18 protein-coding genes are annotated in these 18,071 nt (G+C 61.0%); 5 read left to right on the top strand and 13 right to left on the bottom strand.

What is annotated here, in order from left to right:
• Positions 1-565: 565 nt before the first annotated feature.
• Both EI291_RS19565 and EI291_RS19560 read right to left on the bottom strand, forming a co-directional pair.
• Positions 566-1,960: a DEAD/DEAH box helicase gene (locus tag EI291_RS19565; protein WP_125423976.1), complete on the bottom strand. Its 1,395-nt coding sequence runs from the start codon at positions 1,958-1,960 to the stop codon at positions 566-568.
• Between the two features lie 121 nt (positions 1,961-2,081).
• Entirely contained in the window at positions 2,082-3,026 is a 945-nt protein-coding gene (locus EI291_RS19560) for a YihY/virulence factor BrkB family protein (protein WP_170172729.1), read from the bottom strand.
• Between the two features lie 106 nt (positions 3,027-3,132).
• Between EI291_RS19560 and EI291_RS19555 the strand changes: the two genes are divergently transcribed.
• Positions 3,133-3,669: a DUF2062 domain-containing protein gene (locus EI291_RS19555; protein WP_240635608.1), complete on the top strand. Its 537-nt coding sequence runs from the start codon at positions 3,133-3,135 to the stop codon at positions 3,667-3,669.
• Between the two features lie 125 nt (positions 3,670-3,794).
• On the opposite strand, the gene EI291_RS19550 is transcribed toward EI291_RS19555, so the two are convergent.
• From EI291_RS19550 to EI291_RS19540, 3 genes are all read right to left on the bottom strand, one after another.
• Positions 3,795-4,775: an enhanced serine sensitivity protein SseB gene (locus tag EI291_RS19550; protein WP_125423974.1), complete on the bottom strand. Its 981-nt coding sequence runs from the start codon at positions 4,773-4,775 to the stop codon at positions 3,795-3,797.
• A gap of 99 nt (positions 4,776-4,874) precedes the next feature.
• Positions 4,875-5,600, bottom strand: a complete 726-nt coding sequence (locus EI291_RS19545) for a LytR/AlgR family response regulator transcription factor (RefSeq protein ID WP_125423973.1) — start codon at positions 5,598-5,600, stop codon at positions 4,875-4,877.
• Positions 5,597-6,616: a sensor histidine kinase gene (locus tag EI291_RS19540; RefSeq protein WP_125423972.1), complete on the bottom strand. Its 1,020-nt coding sequence runs from the start codon at positions 6,614-6,616 to the stop codon at positions 5,597-5,599. The genes EI291_RS19545 and EI291_RS19540 overlap by 4 nt, the downstream gene beginning before the upstream one ends.
• Positions 6,617-6,859: 243 nt before the next feature.
• Between EI291_RS19540 and EI291_RS19535 the strand changes: the two genes are divergently transcribed.
• Positions 6,860-8,263, top strand: coding sequence for an alpha/beta hydrolase family protein (locus EI291_RS19535; RefSeq protein WP_125423971.1), 1,404 nt, complete (start codon positions 6,860-6,862; stop codon positions 8,261-8,263).
• A 148-nt stretch (positions 8,264-8,411) separates the two neighbouring features.
• Here EI291_RS19535 and EI291_RS19530 read toward each other — a convergent pair whose 3' ends face one another.
• From EI291_RS19530 to EI291_RS19515, 4 genes are all read right to left on the bottom strand, one after another.
• The gene (locus EI291_RS19530) at positions 8,412-8,795 is read right to left on the bottom strand and encodes a c-type cytochrome (protein WP_240635607.1); all 384 of its coding nucleotides are present in this window, start codon (positions 8,793-8,795) and stop codon (positions 8,412-8,414) included.
• 53 nt (positions 8,796-8,848) lie between these two features.
• Entirely contained in the window at positions 8,849-9,532 is a 684-nt protein-coding gene (locus EI291_RS19525; protein ID WP_240635606.1) for an SCO family protein, read from the bottom strand.
• Complete coding sequence (locus EI291_RS19520; protein ID WP_125423968.1) at positions 9,529-9,936, bottom strand: hypothetical protein; 408 nt, start codon at positions 9,934-9,936, stop codon at positions 9,529-9,531. The genes EI291_RS19525 and EI291_RS19520 overlap by 4 nt, the downstream gene beginning before the upstream one ends.
• 82 nt (positions 9,937-10,018) lie before the next feature.
• The gene (locus EI291_RS19515) at positions 10,019-10,489 is read right to left on the bottom strand and encodes a DUF4112 domain-containing protein (protein ID WP_125423967.1); all 471 of its coding nucleotides are present in this window, start codon (positions 10,487-10,489) and stop codon (positions 10,019-10,021) included.
• 99 nt (positions 10,490-10,588) lie between these two features.
• Between EI291_RS19515 and EI291_RS19510 the strand changes: the two genes are divergently transcribed.
• Positions 10,589-11,578, top strand: a complete 990-nt coding sequence (locus EI291_RS19510; protein WP_125423966.1) for an aldo/keto reductase — start codon at positions 10,589-10,591, stop codon at positions 11,576-11,578.
• A 110-nt stretch (positions 11,579-11,688) separates the two neighbouring features.
• Here the strand turns inward: EI291_RS19510 and EI291_RS19505 are convergent, their stop codons facing one another.
• Entirely contained in the window at positions 11,689-13,140 is a 1,452-nt protein-coding gene (locus EI291_RS19505) for a diadenylate cyclase (protein WP_125423965.1), read from the bottom strand.
• A 204-nt stretch (positions 13,141-13,344) separates the two neighbouring features.
• On the opposite strand from EI291_RS19505, the gene EI291_RS19500 reads away from it, so the two are divergent.
• Entirely contained in the window at positions 13,345-13,620 is a 276-nt protein-coding gene (locus EI291_RS19500; protein ID WP_125423964.1) for a hypothetical protein, read from the top strand.
• Positions 13,621-13,638: 18 nt separating this feature from the next.
• Here the strand turns inward: EI291_RS19500 and EI291_RS19495 are convergent, their stop codons facing one another.
• Positions 13,639-14,877 (bottom strand): BaiN/RdsA family NAD(P)/FAD-dependent oxidoreductase, encoded by a 1,239-nt coding sequence (locus EI291_RS19495; protein ID WP_125423963.1) that lies wholly within the window; start codon positions 14,875-14,877, stop codon positions 13,639-13,641.
• A 109-nt stretch (positions 14,878-14,986) separates the two neighbouring features.
• On the opposite strand from EI291_RS19495, the gene EI291_RS19490 reads away from it, so the two are divergent.
• Positions 14,987-16,174 carry a cation:proton antiporter domain-containing protein gene (locus EI291_RS19490; protein ID WP_125423962.1) on the top strand — a complete coding sequence of 396 codons (1,188 nt, stop codon included), beginning with the start codon at positions 14,987-14,989 and terminating at the stop codon, positions 16,172-16,174.
• Between the two features lie 76 nt (positions 16,175-16,250).
• Here EI291_RS19490 and EI291_RS19485 read toward each other — a convergent pair whose 3' ends face one another.
• Both EI291_RS19485 and EI291_RS19480 read right to left on the bottom strand, forming a co-directional pair.
• Positions 16,251-16,811 (bottom strand): MarC family protein, encoded by a 561-nt coding sequence (locus EI291_RS19485; RefSeq protein ID WP_125423961.1) that lies wholly within the window; start codon positions 16,809-16,811, stop codon positions 16,251-16,253.
• A gap of 97 nt (positions 16,812-16,908) precedes the next feature.
• Positions 16,909-17,976, bottom strand: a complete 1,068-nt coding sequence (locus EI291_RS19480; RefSeq protein ID WP_125423960.1) for an aminotransferase class V-fold PLP-dependent enzyme — start codon at positions 17,974-17,976, stop codon at positions 16,909-16,911.
• Positions 17,977-18,071 lie beyond the last annotated feature (95 nt).

Here is an 18,071-nt window from a genome sequence, read left to right as displayed (position 1 = left end):
GGAGATGAAAAGCGGGAACCTGCAAAATCGGCTCTTTTCAGCAAAGTAGTCGATTATGGGCGGATGGTTGCTGTGCTTGGCTCAAATGCAACCGGCGCTGCTCCCCTGAGGCAACGCCGGCTTATGCCTTCCGGATAAGCGGTAAGAGCCGAATCTACCATCGGCGTGTGTGGGCACTCCGGGTAACGACGGACTAGGTGGTACCGGGGTGCAGGATTCAACTGAGCCGACCAGCAACTACTTCAAATATACCGGCCGGAACCCGGAGAAAACAAACCTCAAACCGGCTCTGTGCAACTGTTGCGGCCCGTTTTATACACTTACTACACACTCCGGAAGCGCAGTTTTCAGGGGCTGAAATGCCGCGCGGGCCCTGCTCATAACCGGGCGCTACGGATAAGAAACAACGAAAAAATCCGACCTGGGCTTCGGAGGCCACATCGGGCAGCCGGGCGGCATGCACTGGTGGGCTTCGTTAGCCGCCAATACGCACAACGGCCGTCTGGCATGCAGGCAGCACCTACTTCCCAGACGGCCGTGGCAGACGTTACAACCGGGGCAGCACCTATGCCACCACCGATACGCGCACTTTCTTGCCCTTTACTTTGGCACCGGCCAGTCGCTCGGCCACTTCCTGGGCCTGCTGGCGCGGCACGGCCACGTAGCTGTAGTAATCAAATACTTCGATGTGGCCGACTTCCTCGCGGGCCACGCCACCCACGTTCACGAAGGCACCTACCAAATCGTGAGCACTCACTTTATCCTTTTTGCCCGCCGATACGTGCAGGGTCACGTTTTCGGGGCGGGGGGCTTTGGGTGCGGCGGGCGGCAGCTTGGGAGCGTGCATCTGCTGCCACTTGATGCCGGCCGCCACGGGCCATTTCTTCACGTGGGCCAGCTCTTTGTCGGTCACTAGAATGTGGGCGGTACCCTCGGCGCCGGCGCGGGCGGTACGGCCGGCCCGGTGCTGGAAGGAGTCGGACTTGTCGGGGGCATCGTACTGCACCACCGTATCCAGTTGGGTTACGTCGATGCCGCGGGCGGCCACGTCGGTGGCAATCAGGGCCTGGCTGGAGCCGTTGCGCAGCTTCAGCAGCGCTTTATCCCGCTCGGGCTGGGGCATTTTGCCGTGCAGTACCTCGGCTGCCACGCCCCGGCCTACCAGGAAGCGCGTCAGTTCCATGCACCGGTCACGGGTGTTGCAGAAGATGAGTGCCCGGCCGGTTTCAGGCTGTTGCAGCAGATGCAGCAGCGCGGCGGGCTTTTTCTCCACGGTACCCACGTGGCCCAGCAGGGTCAGGTTCTCGGGCAACTCGTCGGTGTCCTCGCCAGCATTTACCACCCGGGGGCGCGTCAGGTTCTTGCGGATCAACTCCACCACCTTGTCCGACATGGTAGCCGAGAACAGCAGCGTCTGACGCTGCCGGGGGAGGCGCTTCACAATTTCCACCAGCTCATCCTGAAAACCCAGCTCCAACAGCTTGTCGGCCTCGTCCAGAATCAGGGTTTTGAGCTTGTTGGGGATGATGGTGCGCCGCTCAAAGTGGTCGAGCAGACGGCCGGGAGTAGCCACCACAATGTGCGGGGCCTGGGTGAGGGAGGCGGTTTCCTCGCGGAAGGCGTGGCCGCCGTAAAAGGCCGCTACGCGCAGATTAGGCAGAAACTTGCCGAGCTTTTTCAGGGCGTCGCGTACCTGCAGGGCCAGTTCCCGGGCCGGCACCAGTACAATTACCTGCACGGCGTCGGTCTTGAGGTCGAGAAGCTGCAGCACGGAGAGGCCGTAGGCCGCAGTTTTGCCGGAGCCGGTAGGGGCCTGTCCGGCTACATCCTGGCCGGCCAGCGCCATCGGAACCACCTGCTCCTGCACGGGAGTGGGCGTCTGGAACTGGAGTTCTTCCAGGGCCTGCAGCAATTCAGGAGCGAGGCCCAGGTCGGCAAAGGATGGAGTCGTTGAAGTCATAAAGCAGTATTTCCTGCAAAGGTACGCTTTATGATATTGGGGGAAGTGTTGAATGGGTGATAGAAGGTATGACGCGCTTAACCAGCCATCCAGTCATCTATTCAACAGTTTCATCACTCACTCACTCACTCACTTCTGGCACATCCACCAGCTTGTAGCGGATAGCGGATTTCTTGGGGCGAATGTCGAGGCCCACGTAATGGGCGTAGGCTTTCGTGAAGCAGGCCCCGAAGTAGAAAATCATGGCCGAGTAAAACACGAACAGCAGCACCAGCACAATGCTGGACGCGGGGCCGTAGATGGGGCCCAGGTTGCGCGGTACCAGCAGAAAGCCCAGCACGTTTTCGCCCAAGTCAATGAGGATGGCCGTGAGCAGGGCACCGCGCCACACGGCTTTGGGGGGCACCTTGGCGCTGCTGAGGTTGCGGAAGGTAACGCCGCACCAGGCCGTCAGGATAAGCAGGGAAAAGAGCTGATTGCCGATTTTGAACAGCGCAGAGCTGAACACCGCGCCAAAATCGTGGGCGTAATGGGCCAGAAATGCCAGCGCCGCGTCCGACAGAAAGGCCAGCATGGAGAGCAGGCCGGTAGTTAGCAGCAAGCCCAGGGAGCGGCTACGTTCTTTCAGTACTTTGCGAAACTGTCCGGTGCTGCGGCGCGCCCGCACCTGCCATAGCTGGTTTAGCGAGTTCTGAATGACGCCGAACAGGGTAGTGGCAATAAACACCAGAAACCCAAAGCCCAGCCACGTCACCAGGCGGCTCCGCTCCACGTTGGTCACGTTCTGCAGAATCTGCTCTACCAGCCCCGCCGCCGAAGAACCCAGCAAATGCGAGAGTTTGCTGAGCAGCAGCACCCGCACCTGCGAGCGGGAATACAGGGAGCCCAGTAGCTGAATCAGGATGATGACAATGGGTGGCAGGGCAAACGTGGTGAAGAAAGCCGTGGCCGCGCCCAGTCGCAGCGGGTCATTGGCGGCAAACTCCCGGGCCGCCCGGCGCAGCAGAATTACGAAATCGAGGAAGAAGTGGCGCCCGGCGTACTCGGACTGGTGTACTTTTGTCATGGGAAGCGCGTACAACCTGCTGGCGCGCTGCCCAACAGAAGTCGAGTTGCGAAGGTAGCAACCGGTTTTTGCATCGCCCACCACATTTTTTGCCCCTGGTCTTTCTGTGCTGCCGCCCTCCGTTCCGCCACCCGTAGCCGTTTCTGCTCCTGAGCCCCCGCCAAGCTGGTGGCGCCGTCGTATAGTGCAGCCGGTGCTTAACCTGTTGCGCCAGGGGCTCACGCCGCACCAGCTGGCCCTGACGGTAGTGCTGGGTACAGCGGCCGGACTGGTGCCCATGCTGGGTATCACCACGCTGCTGGCGACATCTGCCGCTATTCGGCTGCGCCTGAATGTGGCCGCTACTCTGCTGATTGCCCATCTGTGGAGCCCCGTGCAATTGCTCCTGATTATTCCGTTCATGAGCCAGGGGGCCCGGCTCTGGGGGGCGCATAGCCCACCGCTTACCCTGGAGAAGCTGCAGTACCTGTTCGGGCACGACTGGGTAGCGGCGCTGAAGCTGCTGTGGCATGCCATTGTGGGGGCGCTGGCCCTCTGGGCCGGGGCTTTTCTGGTACTGGGCCCGGTACTGTATTTTGTGCTGCGGCCGATATTGACTCGCGTGATGAGCAAGCGCACCGCTCCGGAAGAACAAATAGCCTGAAGACCGAAACCGCTACGCACCAGCTGTGTGGCAGGCCTGATTACTTATCCCCCCCCCAAAAAAAAGCCCCCGCAATAACCATTGCGGGGGCTTTTACATATACTCTAAGCTCTAAGCTCTAAGCTCTAAGCTCGCTGATATACCGGCTCAGTGGTAAGCAGGTACTGCACCAGGGGCTCTTCCGAGGCCGGGTCAATCAGCATCAGATCCACGAACTGGGTTTCGCCGATTTTGCCTTGAATAACGGGGCCCAGGTCCTGCAGGAAGGCCGGATCCTTCTCTTCCGTATCAAAAGCGACGAGCAGGCGGCTTTCCTGGGGGTTATGCTGCATGCGCATTTCCGTGAGGTACACTGCCCGAATGGCGGGCTGCGTGGCGCTGTACTCACGCAAAGAGTCCATCAGCTCGGTGGGAGCGGGCTCCGGCTGGTGCAGAGATACCTGCATGTCCTGCTGGGGCATGGCCTCAAACAGCTGCCCTGCCAGCAGGGCCTCAATTTCGGCGGCTTCCAGCAGCTTGCCTACGGCCGAGAAGGGGTTCAACGCGCAGTCGGCTCCCTTCACCATCGTGAAGAAATCGTGGCCGCGCAGGCGCAGGAAGGTTACGCTGCCTTCGGGTACCGCACCATTGTCATGAATACGCTCGGGGGCAGTAAAGACGGCAATTTTACCATCGTGCAAAGCCTGAAGCTGAATCTCCATGCCTTCGGTGGGCGTTATCTCGCCGGGTTCCTGACCTTCCTTGGCGGCCATTACTACTGTCAGTTCCTCGCCCAGCAGAGCCTGGTAGAAGGGGGTACGGAACTGCGGCTCTACGGCCGCCTGCATCAGCAGCTGCTCCAGGATGTTGAGCGGCTGAAAATCGGGTAGTTGGGGGGCTCCGCCGTCTACGCCCGGCAGCGGAATTGGGGGCGCTGGCGGAATAGTGGGAACGGGTGCCGGAGCCGGGGCCGCTGGCATCTGGTAGTTGGATCCTTTGTAGCGCGGACCGGATGGCTTTTCAGCCTCAGGAGCAGCTTCGGCGGCGGCGGGAGTACCGGAAGCGGGGGTGGGAGCGGGGGCCGGGGTGCCCTCGTCTTTCTTTTTCAGGAAGTCAAACAGACCCATAACAAAACAAACAGATGAAGATGCAAGCTAAGCAGGTTTAGGGGAAGATGCACATTTCAGGTGCAGAACCCGTCCTGACCGCATAATCCGGAGCCAATATCAGGCTGCGGGACCTTGCCAGTGCCGCAGAAACTCCTGGCGGAAGGCGGCCCCGAGTGGTACCAGGGCGCCACCCACCGTGAGTTGGTTACCCTGCAGCTGCTCAACACGTTCCAGCGGTACCACAAACGACTTGTGCACCCGCATGAACCGAGCCGACGGCAGTTCCGAGAGCAGGCGGCGCAGCGTATCGGGTACTACCAGCCGGCCGGTAGGGGTATGTACTTTCACGTAGTTGCCATAGGCCTCCAGGTACAGAATATCGGCCAGAGGTATGCGGTGGGTGGTGGGGCCGTCGCGCAGGAGCAGGGCGGCGGGGGTGGCGGGTGCGGGCACTGCCGGTGATGGTGGCGCGGCCGCCAGGGCCGGAGCCGGGGCGGGCAGGCGGGCAATGGCCTTCAAAAAGCGCGGAAACGGAATAGGCTTGAGCAGGTAATCCACCACGCCGTACTCGTAGCCTTCGAGAGCAAACTCACTGAAGGCGGTGGTCAGGATTACGTGCGGGGCGTGGGGCAGGGCGCGTAGCAGCTCCAGGCCGCTCATTTCAGGCATCTGCACGTCCAGCAGCACCACATCCACGGGCTGGCTATGTAGAAAGGTGAGGGCCTCCACGGCCGTGTAGCAGTGGCCGGCCACGTGCAGGTGGGCCACCCGCTCCACGTAGGTTTGCAGTACCTGGTGGGCCAGGGGCTCGTCATCGACAATCAGAACCTGAAGCGGGGTCATAGCGAGAGGGTAAGCTGCGTGAGGAAGGCGGAATAGTCGGGGGTGGGGGCGGCGTGCAGGTGATGACGGCCGGGGTAAAGCAGGGCCAGCCGCTGGCGGGTGTTGCTCAGGCCGGTGCCGGCCCCGCCGCCCGCGTCGGTGGGCGGGGGCAGGGCGTTGCGCAGCTCTAGCCGCAGCTGCTGCTGGTGCAGCGTGAGGCTAATTTCCACGAAGCTACCGCTGGCCCGGCGGGTACCGTAAGTAAAAGCGTTTTCGATGAGGGCCAGAAACAGCAGCGGAGTAATGGTGAAGCCGGCCGTTGCGGTTTCGGACGGCAGGGTGAGGTGCACCGGGCACCGCGGACCCAGGCGCAGCTCCTGCAGCTGCACGTAGCTGCGCAGGTAGTCCAGCTCCTCGCTCAGCGGCACCTGGGCCCGGCGCGTGCTTTCCAGCTGGTAGCGCATCAGTCCCGAAAGGGCCAGCAGCATATCGGGTGTTTGGGGACTTTGGGTGAGGCTGAGGGCGTAGAGGCTGTTAAGGGTGTTGAATAGAAAGTGCGGATTCACCTGCGCCTCCAGCAGCCGCAGCTGCTGCTCCCGCTCCAGCAGTTGCCGCTGCAGCCGCTGCCGGTGCTGCGCCACCGACCGCCAGATGAGCAGCAGCCCCATGGCTATCAGCATCGTGAACAGGCAGTTGACGGCGGGCTGATGGCGGGCCACGTGCACCTCCGGCCATAGCCACCGGCCTGCTACGTGCAGCAGCAGCGTCCAGCCCAGCAGCGCCAGCGCGTACCAGCCGTAGCGGCCCCGGTCGAACAAATAGGGTATCAGCCCCAGGTTGTTGCCGTACACCGCTACCATACTGAGCCCCACCGTGACCAGTACCGCGTGCTGCAACTGGGCCAGGTTGCCATTGGGTACCAACGGCAGGGTGCGCCACAGCAGGAACAGCAGCAGCCCCCAGATGAAGGCGTCGCGGAGTGCCAGCCAGGGCCAGCTGACCCGGGCCCGAGGAAAGGAAGGGGATGTTGAGTTCATAGTAAGACGCAGCTGAAACCTGCTCTGCGAAGGTATCGGGCCGGCGGGCCGCGCCCAAATGCCCGGGACAAACCACGTTCATCAGCCGCGGGGCTTCGGTCGTCAGCGGCCGGGCGGGGTTCATCATTCTCTTTAGGGCCGGGGCCTTCTGGCGGGCACCTTTGTATCAGTTCTCCGGCCAGCCAGCAGGCCCCGGGGGCTGATTTCCCCCTTCGTCTCCCTAACCCTTTTATCTTACTTGCTATGAACCCCACGTTCCGCCACCTCGCCACTGCCGCCGCCTTGTTTATTGCCTCCGCGGCCAACGCCCAAACCACCGACCTCGCCGGCCTCTGGCAGGGCAGCCTGAGTGTGCAGGGTACCAACCTGCGAACCGTAGTAGCGCTGAGCGGCAATGGTAACACCCTTAAAGGCCTGCTCTCAGTGCCCCAGCAAGGCCTGCAGGACCTGGCCCTAAGCAGCACCGTAGTCCGCCACGACAGCCTGTTGCTGCGCGCCGATAACATTCAGGGCCGGTTTGCCGGCCGGTTCGCGGCCGACGGGCAGTCGGTGGCCGGCATGTGGTACCAGGGCGGTATGCAGCTGCCGCTCACACTGCGCCGCAGCTCGGCGTCGGCCGAGGCTAGTGCCGCGCCCCGCCGGCCCCAGGTACCGGTGGCGCCCTTCCCGTACCGCAGCCAGGATCTGACCTTCTCCAACTCCAAAGCCGGTATTCAACTGGCCGGTACGCTCACGCTGCCCGCTGGTAAGGGGCCGTTCCCGGCGGTGGTGCTGGTGAGCGGCTCGGGCCCTGAGGACCGCAACGAAACCGTGTTCGGCCACCAGCCCTTTCTGGTGCTGGCCGACTACCTAACCCGCCAGGGCTTTGCCGTGTTGCGCTACGACGACCGGGGCACGGCCCAGTCGGGCGGCACGTTTGCCGGGGCACTGACCGCCGACTTTACCGCCGATGCCCAGGCGGCCCTGGCCTACCTGCGCACCCGCCCCGATATCCGCCACAAGCAGGTGGGCCTGATCGGGCACAGCGAAGGTGGGTTGATTGCCTGGCAGGCCGCCGCCCAGCCCGCCGGCCCCGATTTTGTAGTGTCATTGGCCGGCCCAGGCGTGTCCGGCGACGCGGTACTGCTGCGCCAGCAGGCCGACCTGGCCCGCGCCGCCGGGGCCGATTCGGCTGCCATCGGCCAGAATCGGCGGCTGCACCAGGCCCTGTTTGCCGGGCTGCGCCGGCAGCCCGCTACGCTCAGCGCTGATGCGCTGACCGGCAAGCTGGCCTCCGTAGTACAGCAGCAAATTCCCGGAATTAGCGCCGAGGTAGCCCAGAAACAAGTAAAACCCCTGACCTCGCCCTGGATGCGCAGCTTCCTGCTCACAGATCCGGCTACCTATCTTTCCAAGGTGAAATGCCCCGTGCTGGCCCTCAACGGCAGCCACGACCTGCAGGTAGCCGCCGACCAAAACCTGCCCGCCATCGAGCAAGGCCTGCGCGCCGCTCATAATACCCACGCCACCGTGCAAACGCTGCCAAACCTCAACCACCTCTTCCAGACCGACTCCGCCGGCACCAGCCAGTACGCCACCATCGAGGAAACCTTCGCCCCCAGTGCCCTCCAGGTCATCGGCAACTGGCTGAACCAGCAGGTGAAGTAGATGGGCAGCTAGATAGTTGACCTGTCATCCTGAGCGTGGCGAAGGACCTTATCACACGAGAACATGAAACCGAAGCAATGGTTTGTTCTCGCGTAATAAGGTCCTTCGCTGCGCTCAGGATGACAGATGTTGTTATCTGACTACCTGTCTATTGCCCGTCCGAACCATTGCAGCGGCCCAGCAGGTCGGAAGCTTCGCGGATGGTGTAGGGCTGATTTTTGTTGCCCCAGTGCGTCTGCAGAAAGTTCAGCAGGTTGGTAATCTGGGAGTCGGTGAGGTCTTCATGCCCGGGCATCACCTGGTTGTAGCTCACGCCATTCACTACCAGAGGCCCCTTCAGGCCTTTGCGGATGATGCAGGGCAGATCGGCCCGGCGCTGGGCTACAAAGTCGGCCCCGGCTACCGGCGGAATCAGGCGCTGCAGCCCCTGGCCCTGGTCGCCGTGGCAGTTGGCACAGTGGGAGGCATATAGTTGGGCTCCCTCGTTCTGACGCTCCGTAAAACAGCCTGCCAGGCTCAACAAGCCAGTCACTGAAACGGCTGCCAGCAAGGCAACGCGTGCTATAATAGAACTGGCCGGGCAGCTCATTTGGCAGCTATAGTGGTTTCGGCTTCTTCCTTCAGCAGAATAGGCAGGTCATGAATCAGCTGATCCACCTGCGTCTTCTCCATTCCATCGTAAACACCCCGGATGCGGCGTTTGGAATCGACCAGTGCAAACGTGCCGCTATGAGCGAAACCGCCCTGCACCGTGCGGTCTACCTGGGCGCCGGTCATGTAAGCGCGGGCCAGGCTGAAGATGGTATCGTGGGGAGCCGTGGCGAAATGCCAGCGCGAAGCGTCCTTGATGCCCAGGCGTTCGGCGTAATCCCGCAACACGGGAATAGAATCGTGGGCCGGATCAATGGTATGGCTCAGAAACAATACGTTGGGGTTGCCTTCAAACTGCTTATATACGCGCAGCAGCTCACTTTGCATTTTGGGGCAGATGCTGGGGCAGGTAGCAAAGAAGAAGTCCGTGACGTACACTTTGCCGGCAAACGTCTGGTTGGTAATCTCCTTGCCTTCCTGGTTGGTCAGGCGGAAGGCCGGCACCGGGTCGGGCAGCGTATCGCCGGGGCTGGTGGGGGCGTTGTGCTTCAGGCCCAGCACCGGTAGCCGCTCCGGCTTCGAGGCGGAGCCGTCAGTAGAACAGGCCAGCGGCAGCAGGCTCCCAAAAATCAGCAGGCTCGCGCCAGCGGCGCGAAGAAACAGGGAAGAGGACTTCATTTGGCAGAAGATGGGGCAGAAACGGTACTCAACAGGGCCTTGGCGGAATCCTGACTGCTTCGAAACAGCCGGCCCACGGAATCAATGCGCTGCTGCTGCATACCATAGTAGGCTAAGCGGCTGTCGGCGGTAAGGGTATCGGCCGGGCGGCGGTAGTGGTGCATCCAGAACATCATGCCCGCTTCTGCGGCCAGCAGCGCCCGGCGCTGTCGGCCGGCGGCCACCGTATCGGAGTGGGCGGTCTGCTGCAGCTGCTGCCGCAGGGTGTAGAGCTGGTCCATCTGGGCCATCAGCTCATCGTGACGGGCCAGTACGGCTTTCTCGGCGGCTTCCGCTTTTTGTTCTTCGCTCTGCAGCGAAAGGCAGGCGGGCAGCAACAGCAACAGGGGGGCAAGGTGGAGCATTTTCACGGCTGCAAAGCTACAACAGGAACACCTGAAACCGTGGCACTGGCTGGTTTATCCGCCAACCAACTGTGTGCCGGACCTACCAGCGGGCCGCGGCCCAGTGCCATAAAGCCCAGCTGCCCCACACTACGCCCGCGGCCAGCGCCAGTAATACCAGCACAAGCAATACTATCAGCCCCCGCCCGCTGCCCTGGTATTTGCCTTCCTGGTAATGGGCGCGCAGCAGGCGCACGTTCCGGTCGTTGGCTTTATAGGCGAAGTCGAAGATGTTGCCTACCACCGGAATAGAGCCAATCAGCGCATCCAGCACCACATTCACAATCATGCGCACAACCAGGCTGCCGCTGGCCCCATGGCGCATCATGGTCAGAATCAGGACGCCGGAAATAGCCAGGGAGGGTAGCCCACCCACCACCGGAATCAGGCCCATAATGGGGTCGAGACCAAACCACCAGGTAGTGCCGGGTACCCGAAACTGGCTGTCGAGCAGGTGAGAGATCCGCTCAACCCAGAGCAGGCGGTTGTCTTGGTCGAAGGTAGAAGCTGGCATGCGCGTAAACAGGAAGAGTAACGGAGCGAGTATACGGTGCGTACAGTATTTCCGCAGTCGGGAATGACTGTCAATTTCATTTCACTCAACGCACTACGTATGAAAACCCGCACGCTGGGCTCACAAGGGCTTCAAGTATCGATACTAGGCCTGGGCTGCATGGGCATGTCCGATTTTTACGGCGGCCGCGACGAGCAGGAAAGCCTGCGCACCATTGACCGGGCCCTGGATCTGGGTGTCACCTTTTTCGATACCGCCGATATGTACGGCCCGTACACCAATGAGGAACTGCTGGGACGGGCACTGAAAGGCAAACGCGACCAAGTGGTGGTAGCTACCAAGTTCGGAATTCAGCGCGACCCGAACGACCCCGCCAAGCGTGGCATCAACGGCCGCCCCGAGTACGTGCGGCAGGCCGTGGAAGGCTCTCTGAAACGCCTGGGCACCGACTATATCGACCTGTACTACCAGCACCGGGTTGACCCCGGTACGCCCATTGAGGAAACGGTAGGGGCCATGGCAGAGCTGGTGAAGGAAGGGAAAGTCCGATACCTGGGCTTATCGGAAGCGGCCCCTGATACCCTACGCCGGGCCAGCGCGGTACACCCCATCACGGCCCTGCAAACGGAATACTCGCTGTGGAGCCGCGACCCGGAAGATGAAATTCTGCCCACCTGCCGGGAGCTGGGTATTGGTTTCGTGCCGTATTCGCCCTTAGGAAGAGGATTTCTGACCGGGCAGATTCAGCGCTTCGAGGATCTGGCGGCGGATGATTACCGGCGGCACACGCCCCGCTTTCAGGGGGAGAATTTTCAGAAGAATCTGGATCTGGTGGCGCGCATCCGGGAAATGGCAGTGGAGAAGGGCTGTACCGCCGGGCAGCTGGCTCTGGCCTGGGTGCTGGCCCAGGGCGAAGACATCGTACCGATTCCCGGCACTAAGCGGGTGGCCTATCTGGAGGAAAATCTGGGAGCCGCTGATATCATCCTGTCACTGGAGGACTTGGCCCGCATCAACCAGATTGCGCCGCAGCACGCCGCCGCCGGCCAGCGCTACCCTGAGGCAATGATGGGCAGCGTGAACGGATAGGGGATGAGCAACTGAGTAGCGGCGTAACGGAGTACCTGTTCTCACGTCAGTCCCCAAGTGGCAGTAACGTCAGAACAGGTACTCCGTTACGCCGCTACTCAGTTGCTCTCTTACCGTCGCACCGGCGGGAGAAGGTCTATCCAGCCATCTTCGCTGACCACAACGGCCAATACGGGGTAGCGGCTGCTTTCTACGTAGCGAAGGGCTGAGTTGTAACGTGAGCCTCGGCTGGAGTCTCCTTTTTCAGTGGCTAGGCCATCAAGGATAACGCCAATGGCGTAGCAGGTGCCAGCGGGGTCAATGAGCACGGCTCCATCAATATTGGTAACGAGGCGCAGCACGGAAGGCGTCATCAGGCGCGGCGCAACCCGGAAGCACTGGCGGGTAAGGCGGGCAGCTTCCTGCGCGGCACCTTCTGAAATCAGCAGAATAGTGCCGTTGGACTGGGTGGTGGCTTTGAGCGTGAGTTCCCAGAGGTATGCAATACCGGCCGTATCCACGGCTGGAAATACCCGCCGGATAGCCTCCGTGAAGTTATTCTCATCCACGGTACCCTGGGGCAGGCGGGGCGTATTCGAAACCACTTTCATCATCACCTGGCCGTCGTGGCTGAGCTCCCAGCTGTAGTGCTTGGTGAAGTGCACCGTGAACAGGGGCTCGTACTGCGGGTCGGTGGGCTCAATCAGATACCCCAGCCCGAATACGTCGGTGGCATCTGTAATCAGGGAGTTTCGGTCTTCGCTCAGTTCCAGCAGCTTCCGGATACGGCGGTAGTCGCGCAGCGGAATCGGGGATTCCAGCGTCAGGACTGGTACTACGGCCTGGTGGTTGCGGCGGGAAACCAGCATGGTGCCCACCCCTTCGTCGCCTTCATGGCGTAGGGCAGCCACTCCGTTGCAGGCGTCGTAGAGGCCATGGGAGCCGGCGGCAGCCCGTAGCATGAAGCGGCGGCCAGCCGCCCGCAGTACCTCATTGTAGTCACGGTCCAGCACCGGCCGGTCGTCGTCGGTGTCCGATTCACGCAGGGCCCGGGAGGCATCCTGCAGCACTTCCTGTACCGTAGCCGCCAGCAGCGAGGCCGGTCGGGTAGGGCCGGTGGGCCCCGGCAGAGCATAATAGCTGTGGTACGCTTCGGCACTCAGCTGAAGTACGATGACAACCAAGTAGCCGCCTACGGTTACCGGCTGCGAGCAAAAGCTGATGCGTCCTTCCTGCCGGCTGGTGACCAAATCGGTGAGGGAGTGTTCCGTGGCGCGGCGCAACAGGTCATACCAGCGCTGTTTCTCGTACCGGTCGTGGTCGAGAGGATGCAGGTGGTACACCACTTCACGCGGCCCATCAGGCTCCATGGCGGCGGCCCGGGCTTTAATACTGGCGAAATCGTGGGGCTGGTAGCGGTGCATGCGAGGCTCCACCACAATGGCCTCGGGCTCATCGGTTTCACGGGCCGACGCCAGCCCCAGCAGAAACACCTCCGGCTTCAGGGTCCGGTCAAGTAAATTGAAAACGCCATCGGCAAACAACTGCGCCGAAACGCGGAACAAACTTTGATTTTCCCACATAAGGGAGGATAAGCGAAAGAGGAAATACGGGCAGAATTCTCCAAGTACGGAAAAAGCCGCTGCCCGGTGGTGCCAGGAGGAAGGAATCGTACAATAAAGTCAGCAAAACAACCTGGCAGGAAGCGCGTTATAACAGGAGGAAAAGCACAAAAATCCGGCTCTATTCCGTATATTCTCCACGTTGTTTTCTGTTGTGACACTATTATGGTAGATGTAGCCCACCTGTTTGGAGTGCTGTTGCTGCTGGTACTGGTGGCCGGGCTTGCTATGGTGGCATTTACCTGTGGCTACTGCGCCTACACGCACGGCCGCTCCTTCTGGCTCTGGTTTGCGTTGGGGATGGTGTTACCGATACTAACCTACTTCGTGCTGTTCGCCCTGATTCTGCAACAGGAAATGAACCAGGGGCAACGCCTGCTACGCGAAGCCCGGGCCATTCTGGCTGCCGCCGAAAAAGCTGCGCACGAGGAAAACCATTAAACAAACTGTTCGCCGATTCTACCGGCCAGTTTCTGCCAGCCAGTGCCGGATACCCTGCGCGGCCCACGCCCCTGTACTGAAGCAGCCTTGTAGCAGATAGCCGCCAGTGGGCGCTTCCCAGTCCAGCATTTCGCCGGCCACAAACGTGCCTGGGCGGCTACGCAGCATCAGGTGGTTATTCACAGCCGCCCAGGCCACGCCGCCCGCCGTGCTGATGGCCTCATCGAGTGGGCGCAGCCCGGCCACTGGAATGGGCAGCTGAGTCAGTAGCTTCTCTACCAGGCTGGCGTCGGCTGGAAATACGGCGGGCCCCAGCTCCCGCAGCAACGTTGGTACCGGCTGGCGGAGCCGGAGCGCATCGGCCAGAAACGCTGCCCAGGATTTGCCGGCCCGGCGTCGGCTGAGTTTTTCCGTCAGCTGCCGGGGGGGGAGGTCGGGTTTCAGATTTAGGTGCAGGAAGGCCGGTGTGCCAACGGCCAGCACGGCCCGCAGGTGCGGCGTGAGGGCATACACCGGCGTGCCTTCCAGTCCGTAATCGGTCAGCAGGATTTCGCCGCGCACAGTATGGGGGCCGCAGCTGAGCGCCACGTTCTTGAGCGGCTGGCGGCCCACCTTTTCCCTGAAATAGGCCGACCAGGCAACCTCTGCACCACAGTTGCTGGGAGCAAATGGCACGCAGTGCACTCCCGCCGCCTCCAGTACTGGCAGCCACTGACCATCGGAGCCGGTTTTGGCCCAGCTGGCGCCGCCCAGGGCCAGCAGCGTTGCATCCGGCCGGATCAACAATTCTTCCCCCGTTACTTCGTGACGGATGCGCAGACCATTATCAGGCGCAAAGCCCAGCCAGCGGTGGCGGGTGTGCAACTCCACCCCCAGGTTCCGGAGCCGCTCCAGCCACGCCCGCAGCAGGTGGGCCGGCTTGTGCTCCGGCTCCGGAAACACCCGCCCGCTGGTGCCCACAAACGTGCTGATGCCTAACTCAGCGGCCCAGGCCCGCAGGTGAGCAGGGGAGAAGGCCTGCAGGTATCGGGTAAAGTCCTGGGCCTGCGCACCGTAGCGGGCGGCGAATTGCGTGCCTTCCTCGGCATTGGTCAGGTTGAAGCCGCCATGGCCGGCTACCAGAAACTTCCGGCCCAGGGTAGCCTGTGCTTCAAACACCTGCACCCGATACCCGGCTTCGGTCAGGTGTTGCGCGGCCAGCAAGCCGGCCGGGCCGCCGCCGATAATGGCAACAGTTGGAGAAGTAAGGCGCTGCATCCGGCAAAGGTACTAGCAGGGGACGCGAATCCGGGAAAAAACGGCAAAAGCGGCCATGCAGATGGCATATGCGTATAGCCGAAGCAATTGTTGGGCTTATCTACACGGCATGGGTTCGTATTCTATTCTGATTGGGCTGAGTCTGGCCGTCATCCTTTCGTACCTGTTCGATCTGGCAGCGCGGGCCACCAAGGTGCCCTCGGTGCTGATGCTGCTGCTGGCGGGTATTGCCCTGCGGCAAACGGCAGACTACTTCGATTTTACGCTGCTGGTGCCCAAGGTGGTCCTGGAAATATTCGGCATCATCGGGCTGATTATGATTGTGCTGGAAGGCGCGCTCGACCTGAAAATCAGCCGCGCCAAAGCCCCACTGATTCGTCGGTCTTTTTTCGCGGCGGCCCTGATTCTGGTGGTGCAGGCGGTGGTCATTGCCCTGATTCTGCACTACTGGCTGCGCGTGAGCTTCCAGAGTTGCTTGATAAATGCTATTCCGCTGGCCGTTATCAGCTCCGCCATTGCTATTCCCAGCGTGGCGAGTCTGCAGGGCGAGAAACAGGAGTTTATCGTGTATGAAAGCACGTTTTCCGATATCCTGGGCATCATGTTCTTCAACTTTGCCCTGCAGAACAATTTTGCCCAGGGAGCTTCCGTGCTTACGTTCGGGGCCGATGTGCTGGCGGTGCTGGTGGTGGCGGTTCTCAGCACGGCGGCCCTGGCCTTCCTGCTCGACCGGATTCGGCTGCACGTGAAGTTCTTCCTGATTCTGGCCTTTCTGATTCTGCTCTACAGCCTGGCCAAGAAGCTGCACTTGTCGTCGTTGGTGCTGGTGCTGGTATTCGGGCTGGCCGTGAACAATGCCGAGCACTTCCTGAAGGGGCCGCTGCGCCGCTGGTTCCGGCCGGAGCGCCTGAGCGAGGAAGTGCACCAGCTGCGGAGCATCACGGCTGAGTCGGCCTTTCTGATCCGCACGTTCTTTTTTCTGCTGTTCGGCTTCAGCATCACACTCAGCAATGTGCTGAGCCCGCAGCTGCTATTTCAGGGCGTACTCATAGTGGCGGCCCTTACAGCTATCCGGTTTGTGTACCTGCGCTACATTGCCCGCACCGACCTGATTCCGGAGCTGTTCATTGCCCCCAAAGGCCTGATTACGGTGCTATTGTTCTACAGCATTCCGGAAAAGCACCTTATTGGCGAGGTCAGTGAGAACATTCTGTTCGTGGTAATCCTGCTGACCGGGGTGCTGATGATGGTGGGCCTGCTCATGAGTCGTCAGGAGCCGGAACTAGGGGAGTATTAGGGAAGAAGTCAGGAGTCAGGAGCTGGAAGGTGTACGTCTGGTTCCCTGACTTCTAGCTCTTGGCTCCTAAGCTTCCCTAAAAATTGGCTTTGAACAGCTTAATGGCAATGGCCAGCAGAATCACGCCGAATACGCGGCGTAGAATATCCTCGCCGGCCTTACCCAGCTTGCGCTCAATCCAGGCGGAACTTTTCAGCACCAGGTACACGAACACGAGGTTTACCAGAATACCGGCCAGCACGTTGGGTAGCTGGTAGGCGGCCCGCAGGGAAAGCAGCGTCGTCATAGTGCCGGCGCCCACAATGAGCGGAAATGCCAGCGGTACAATGGAGCCTGTAGCGGCCAGTGGGTTGTGCTTGAACAGCTCCACACCCAGAATCATCTCCATGCCAATCAGGAAGATGATAACCGCCCCGGCCAAAGCAAACGACTGAAAGTCAACCCCGAACAGGCTCAGGATGCTCTGGCCCAGAAACAGGAACGCCACCATCAGGGCCCCGGCCACTAGGGTGGCTACCTCGGCATTGATGCCGCCTTCCCGCTGCCGGATCTGGATGATAATGGGAATGGAACCCAGAATATCAATGATGGCAAACAGCGTGAGCGTAACGGAGGCTATTTCCTTGAGGCTGAACATGCGGTGGAATTATGAGTGATGAATGATGAGAGTTGAAGTTGGTCGTTCAGAAGCGACTTAACCAATTCATAATTCAACTCTCATCACTCATAATTAATCAGGCAAATTCCCGGGCAAAGAACTGCACCAGCTGCTCGAAAGCGGCATCGGGAATGGCGGGGAAGTTGGCAATGCGCAGGCTGGTCGGCTTCCAGGTGCCGTAGCCGCTGCCCAGCTGCAATTCCTGACTTAACGCGCGGCGTTTCACCTCCTCAATGAGGGCGGGCGGACCCTGCAGGCCAATAACCGTGGTGGAACGGGTTTCGGGGTTGGTGACCAGGGGCGTGAGCTGGGTGGCCTGGTCGAAGTAGTCGTAAAGCTTCTGGGCCCGGTCCGTGAGGTGCTGGTGCACGGCCTTGATGGGGGCCCGGTCGGCGAGGCTGCGGCTCAGCAGGTAGATACCCAGCACGTTGGGAGTGTGGGTGGTCTGGAAGTTGAGCATCTTCTCGTACTGGGCCGTCAGGGAGTTGTAGTGGCTCCGCTCATTGATGCGCCGCAGCCGCTCCACCGCCCTCGGCGACAACAGCATAACCGAAAGGCCCGCCGGCAGCCCAAAGCACTTCTGCACCGAGGCGTACCAGATGTCGGCCTTGATGAATTTCAGCTGAATACCGGCCATGGAAGAGGTGGCATCAACGGCCAGCAGCGCGTTGCTGGGCAGGCGGTTGTACAGGTTCAGAATGGCCCCGTCGCGCAGCTGAGTGGCATTGCTGGTTTCGTTCTGGGTAACGCACACCAGGTCTGTTTCTAGGTCGAGGCCGGGCAGATTGTGTACATCGGGCACTTCATCGAGGCCAAACTGCACGCCCGTGCTGGCCGGGCGCAGGGCCTTGGCGTACTCATACCACTTCTCTCCGAAGGCGCCACTGTAGAGGTGGAAGCTTTTGGTAGGCGTGAGGCTTTGGGTAAGCACTTCCCAGCACTCGGTGGCTGAGCTCATGAAGAACACCGTGTAGTCCTGCGGGACGTTGAGCTTGTTTTTCAGCTCCTGTACCGTCTGGCGCATCAGCTGTACAAACCGCTCCCCCCGGTGCGGAGCCGAGAGCCAGCCCTCATCAAAGGCATCCTGAAGGTAGCGGCGTACCTGCGGGTACACCTGAGAAGGACCTGGATTGAATGTATACATAGGTTGGAAAGGCTAAAGGAAGGAGAACGTAAAAGTAGTAGCGCCGTGCTTTAGTTTGTGTAGAAAAAAGAACCACGCGCTGCGGCCGGAAATTG

This window comes from Hymenobacter rigui (assembly GCF_003944715.1).
In the GTDB taxonomy this organism is placed as follows: Bacteria; Bacteroidota; Bacteroidia; order Cytophagales; family Hymenobacteraceae; genus Hymenobacter; species Hymenobacter rigui.
The sequence above is the reverse complement of the archived record's forward strand: the minus strand, read 5'-3'. Positions and strand labels throughout refer to the sequence as shown.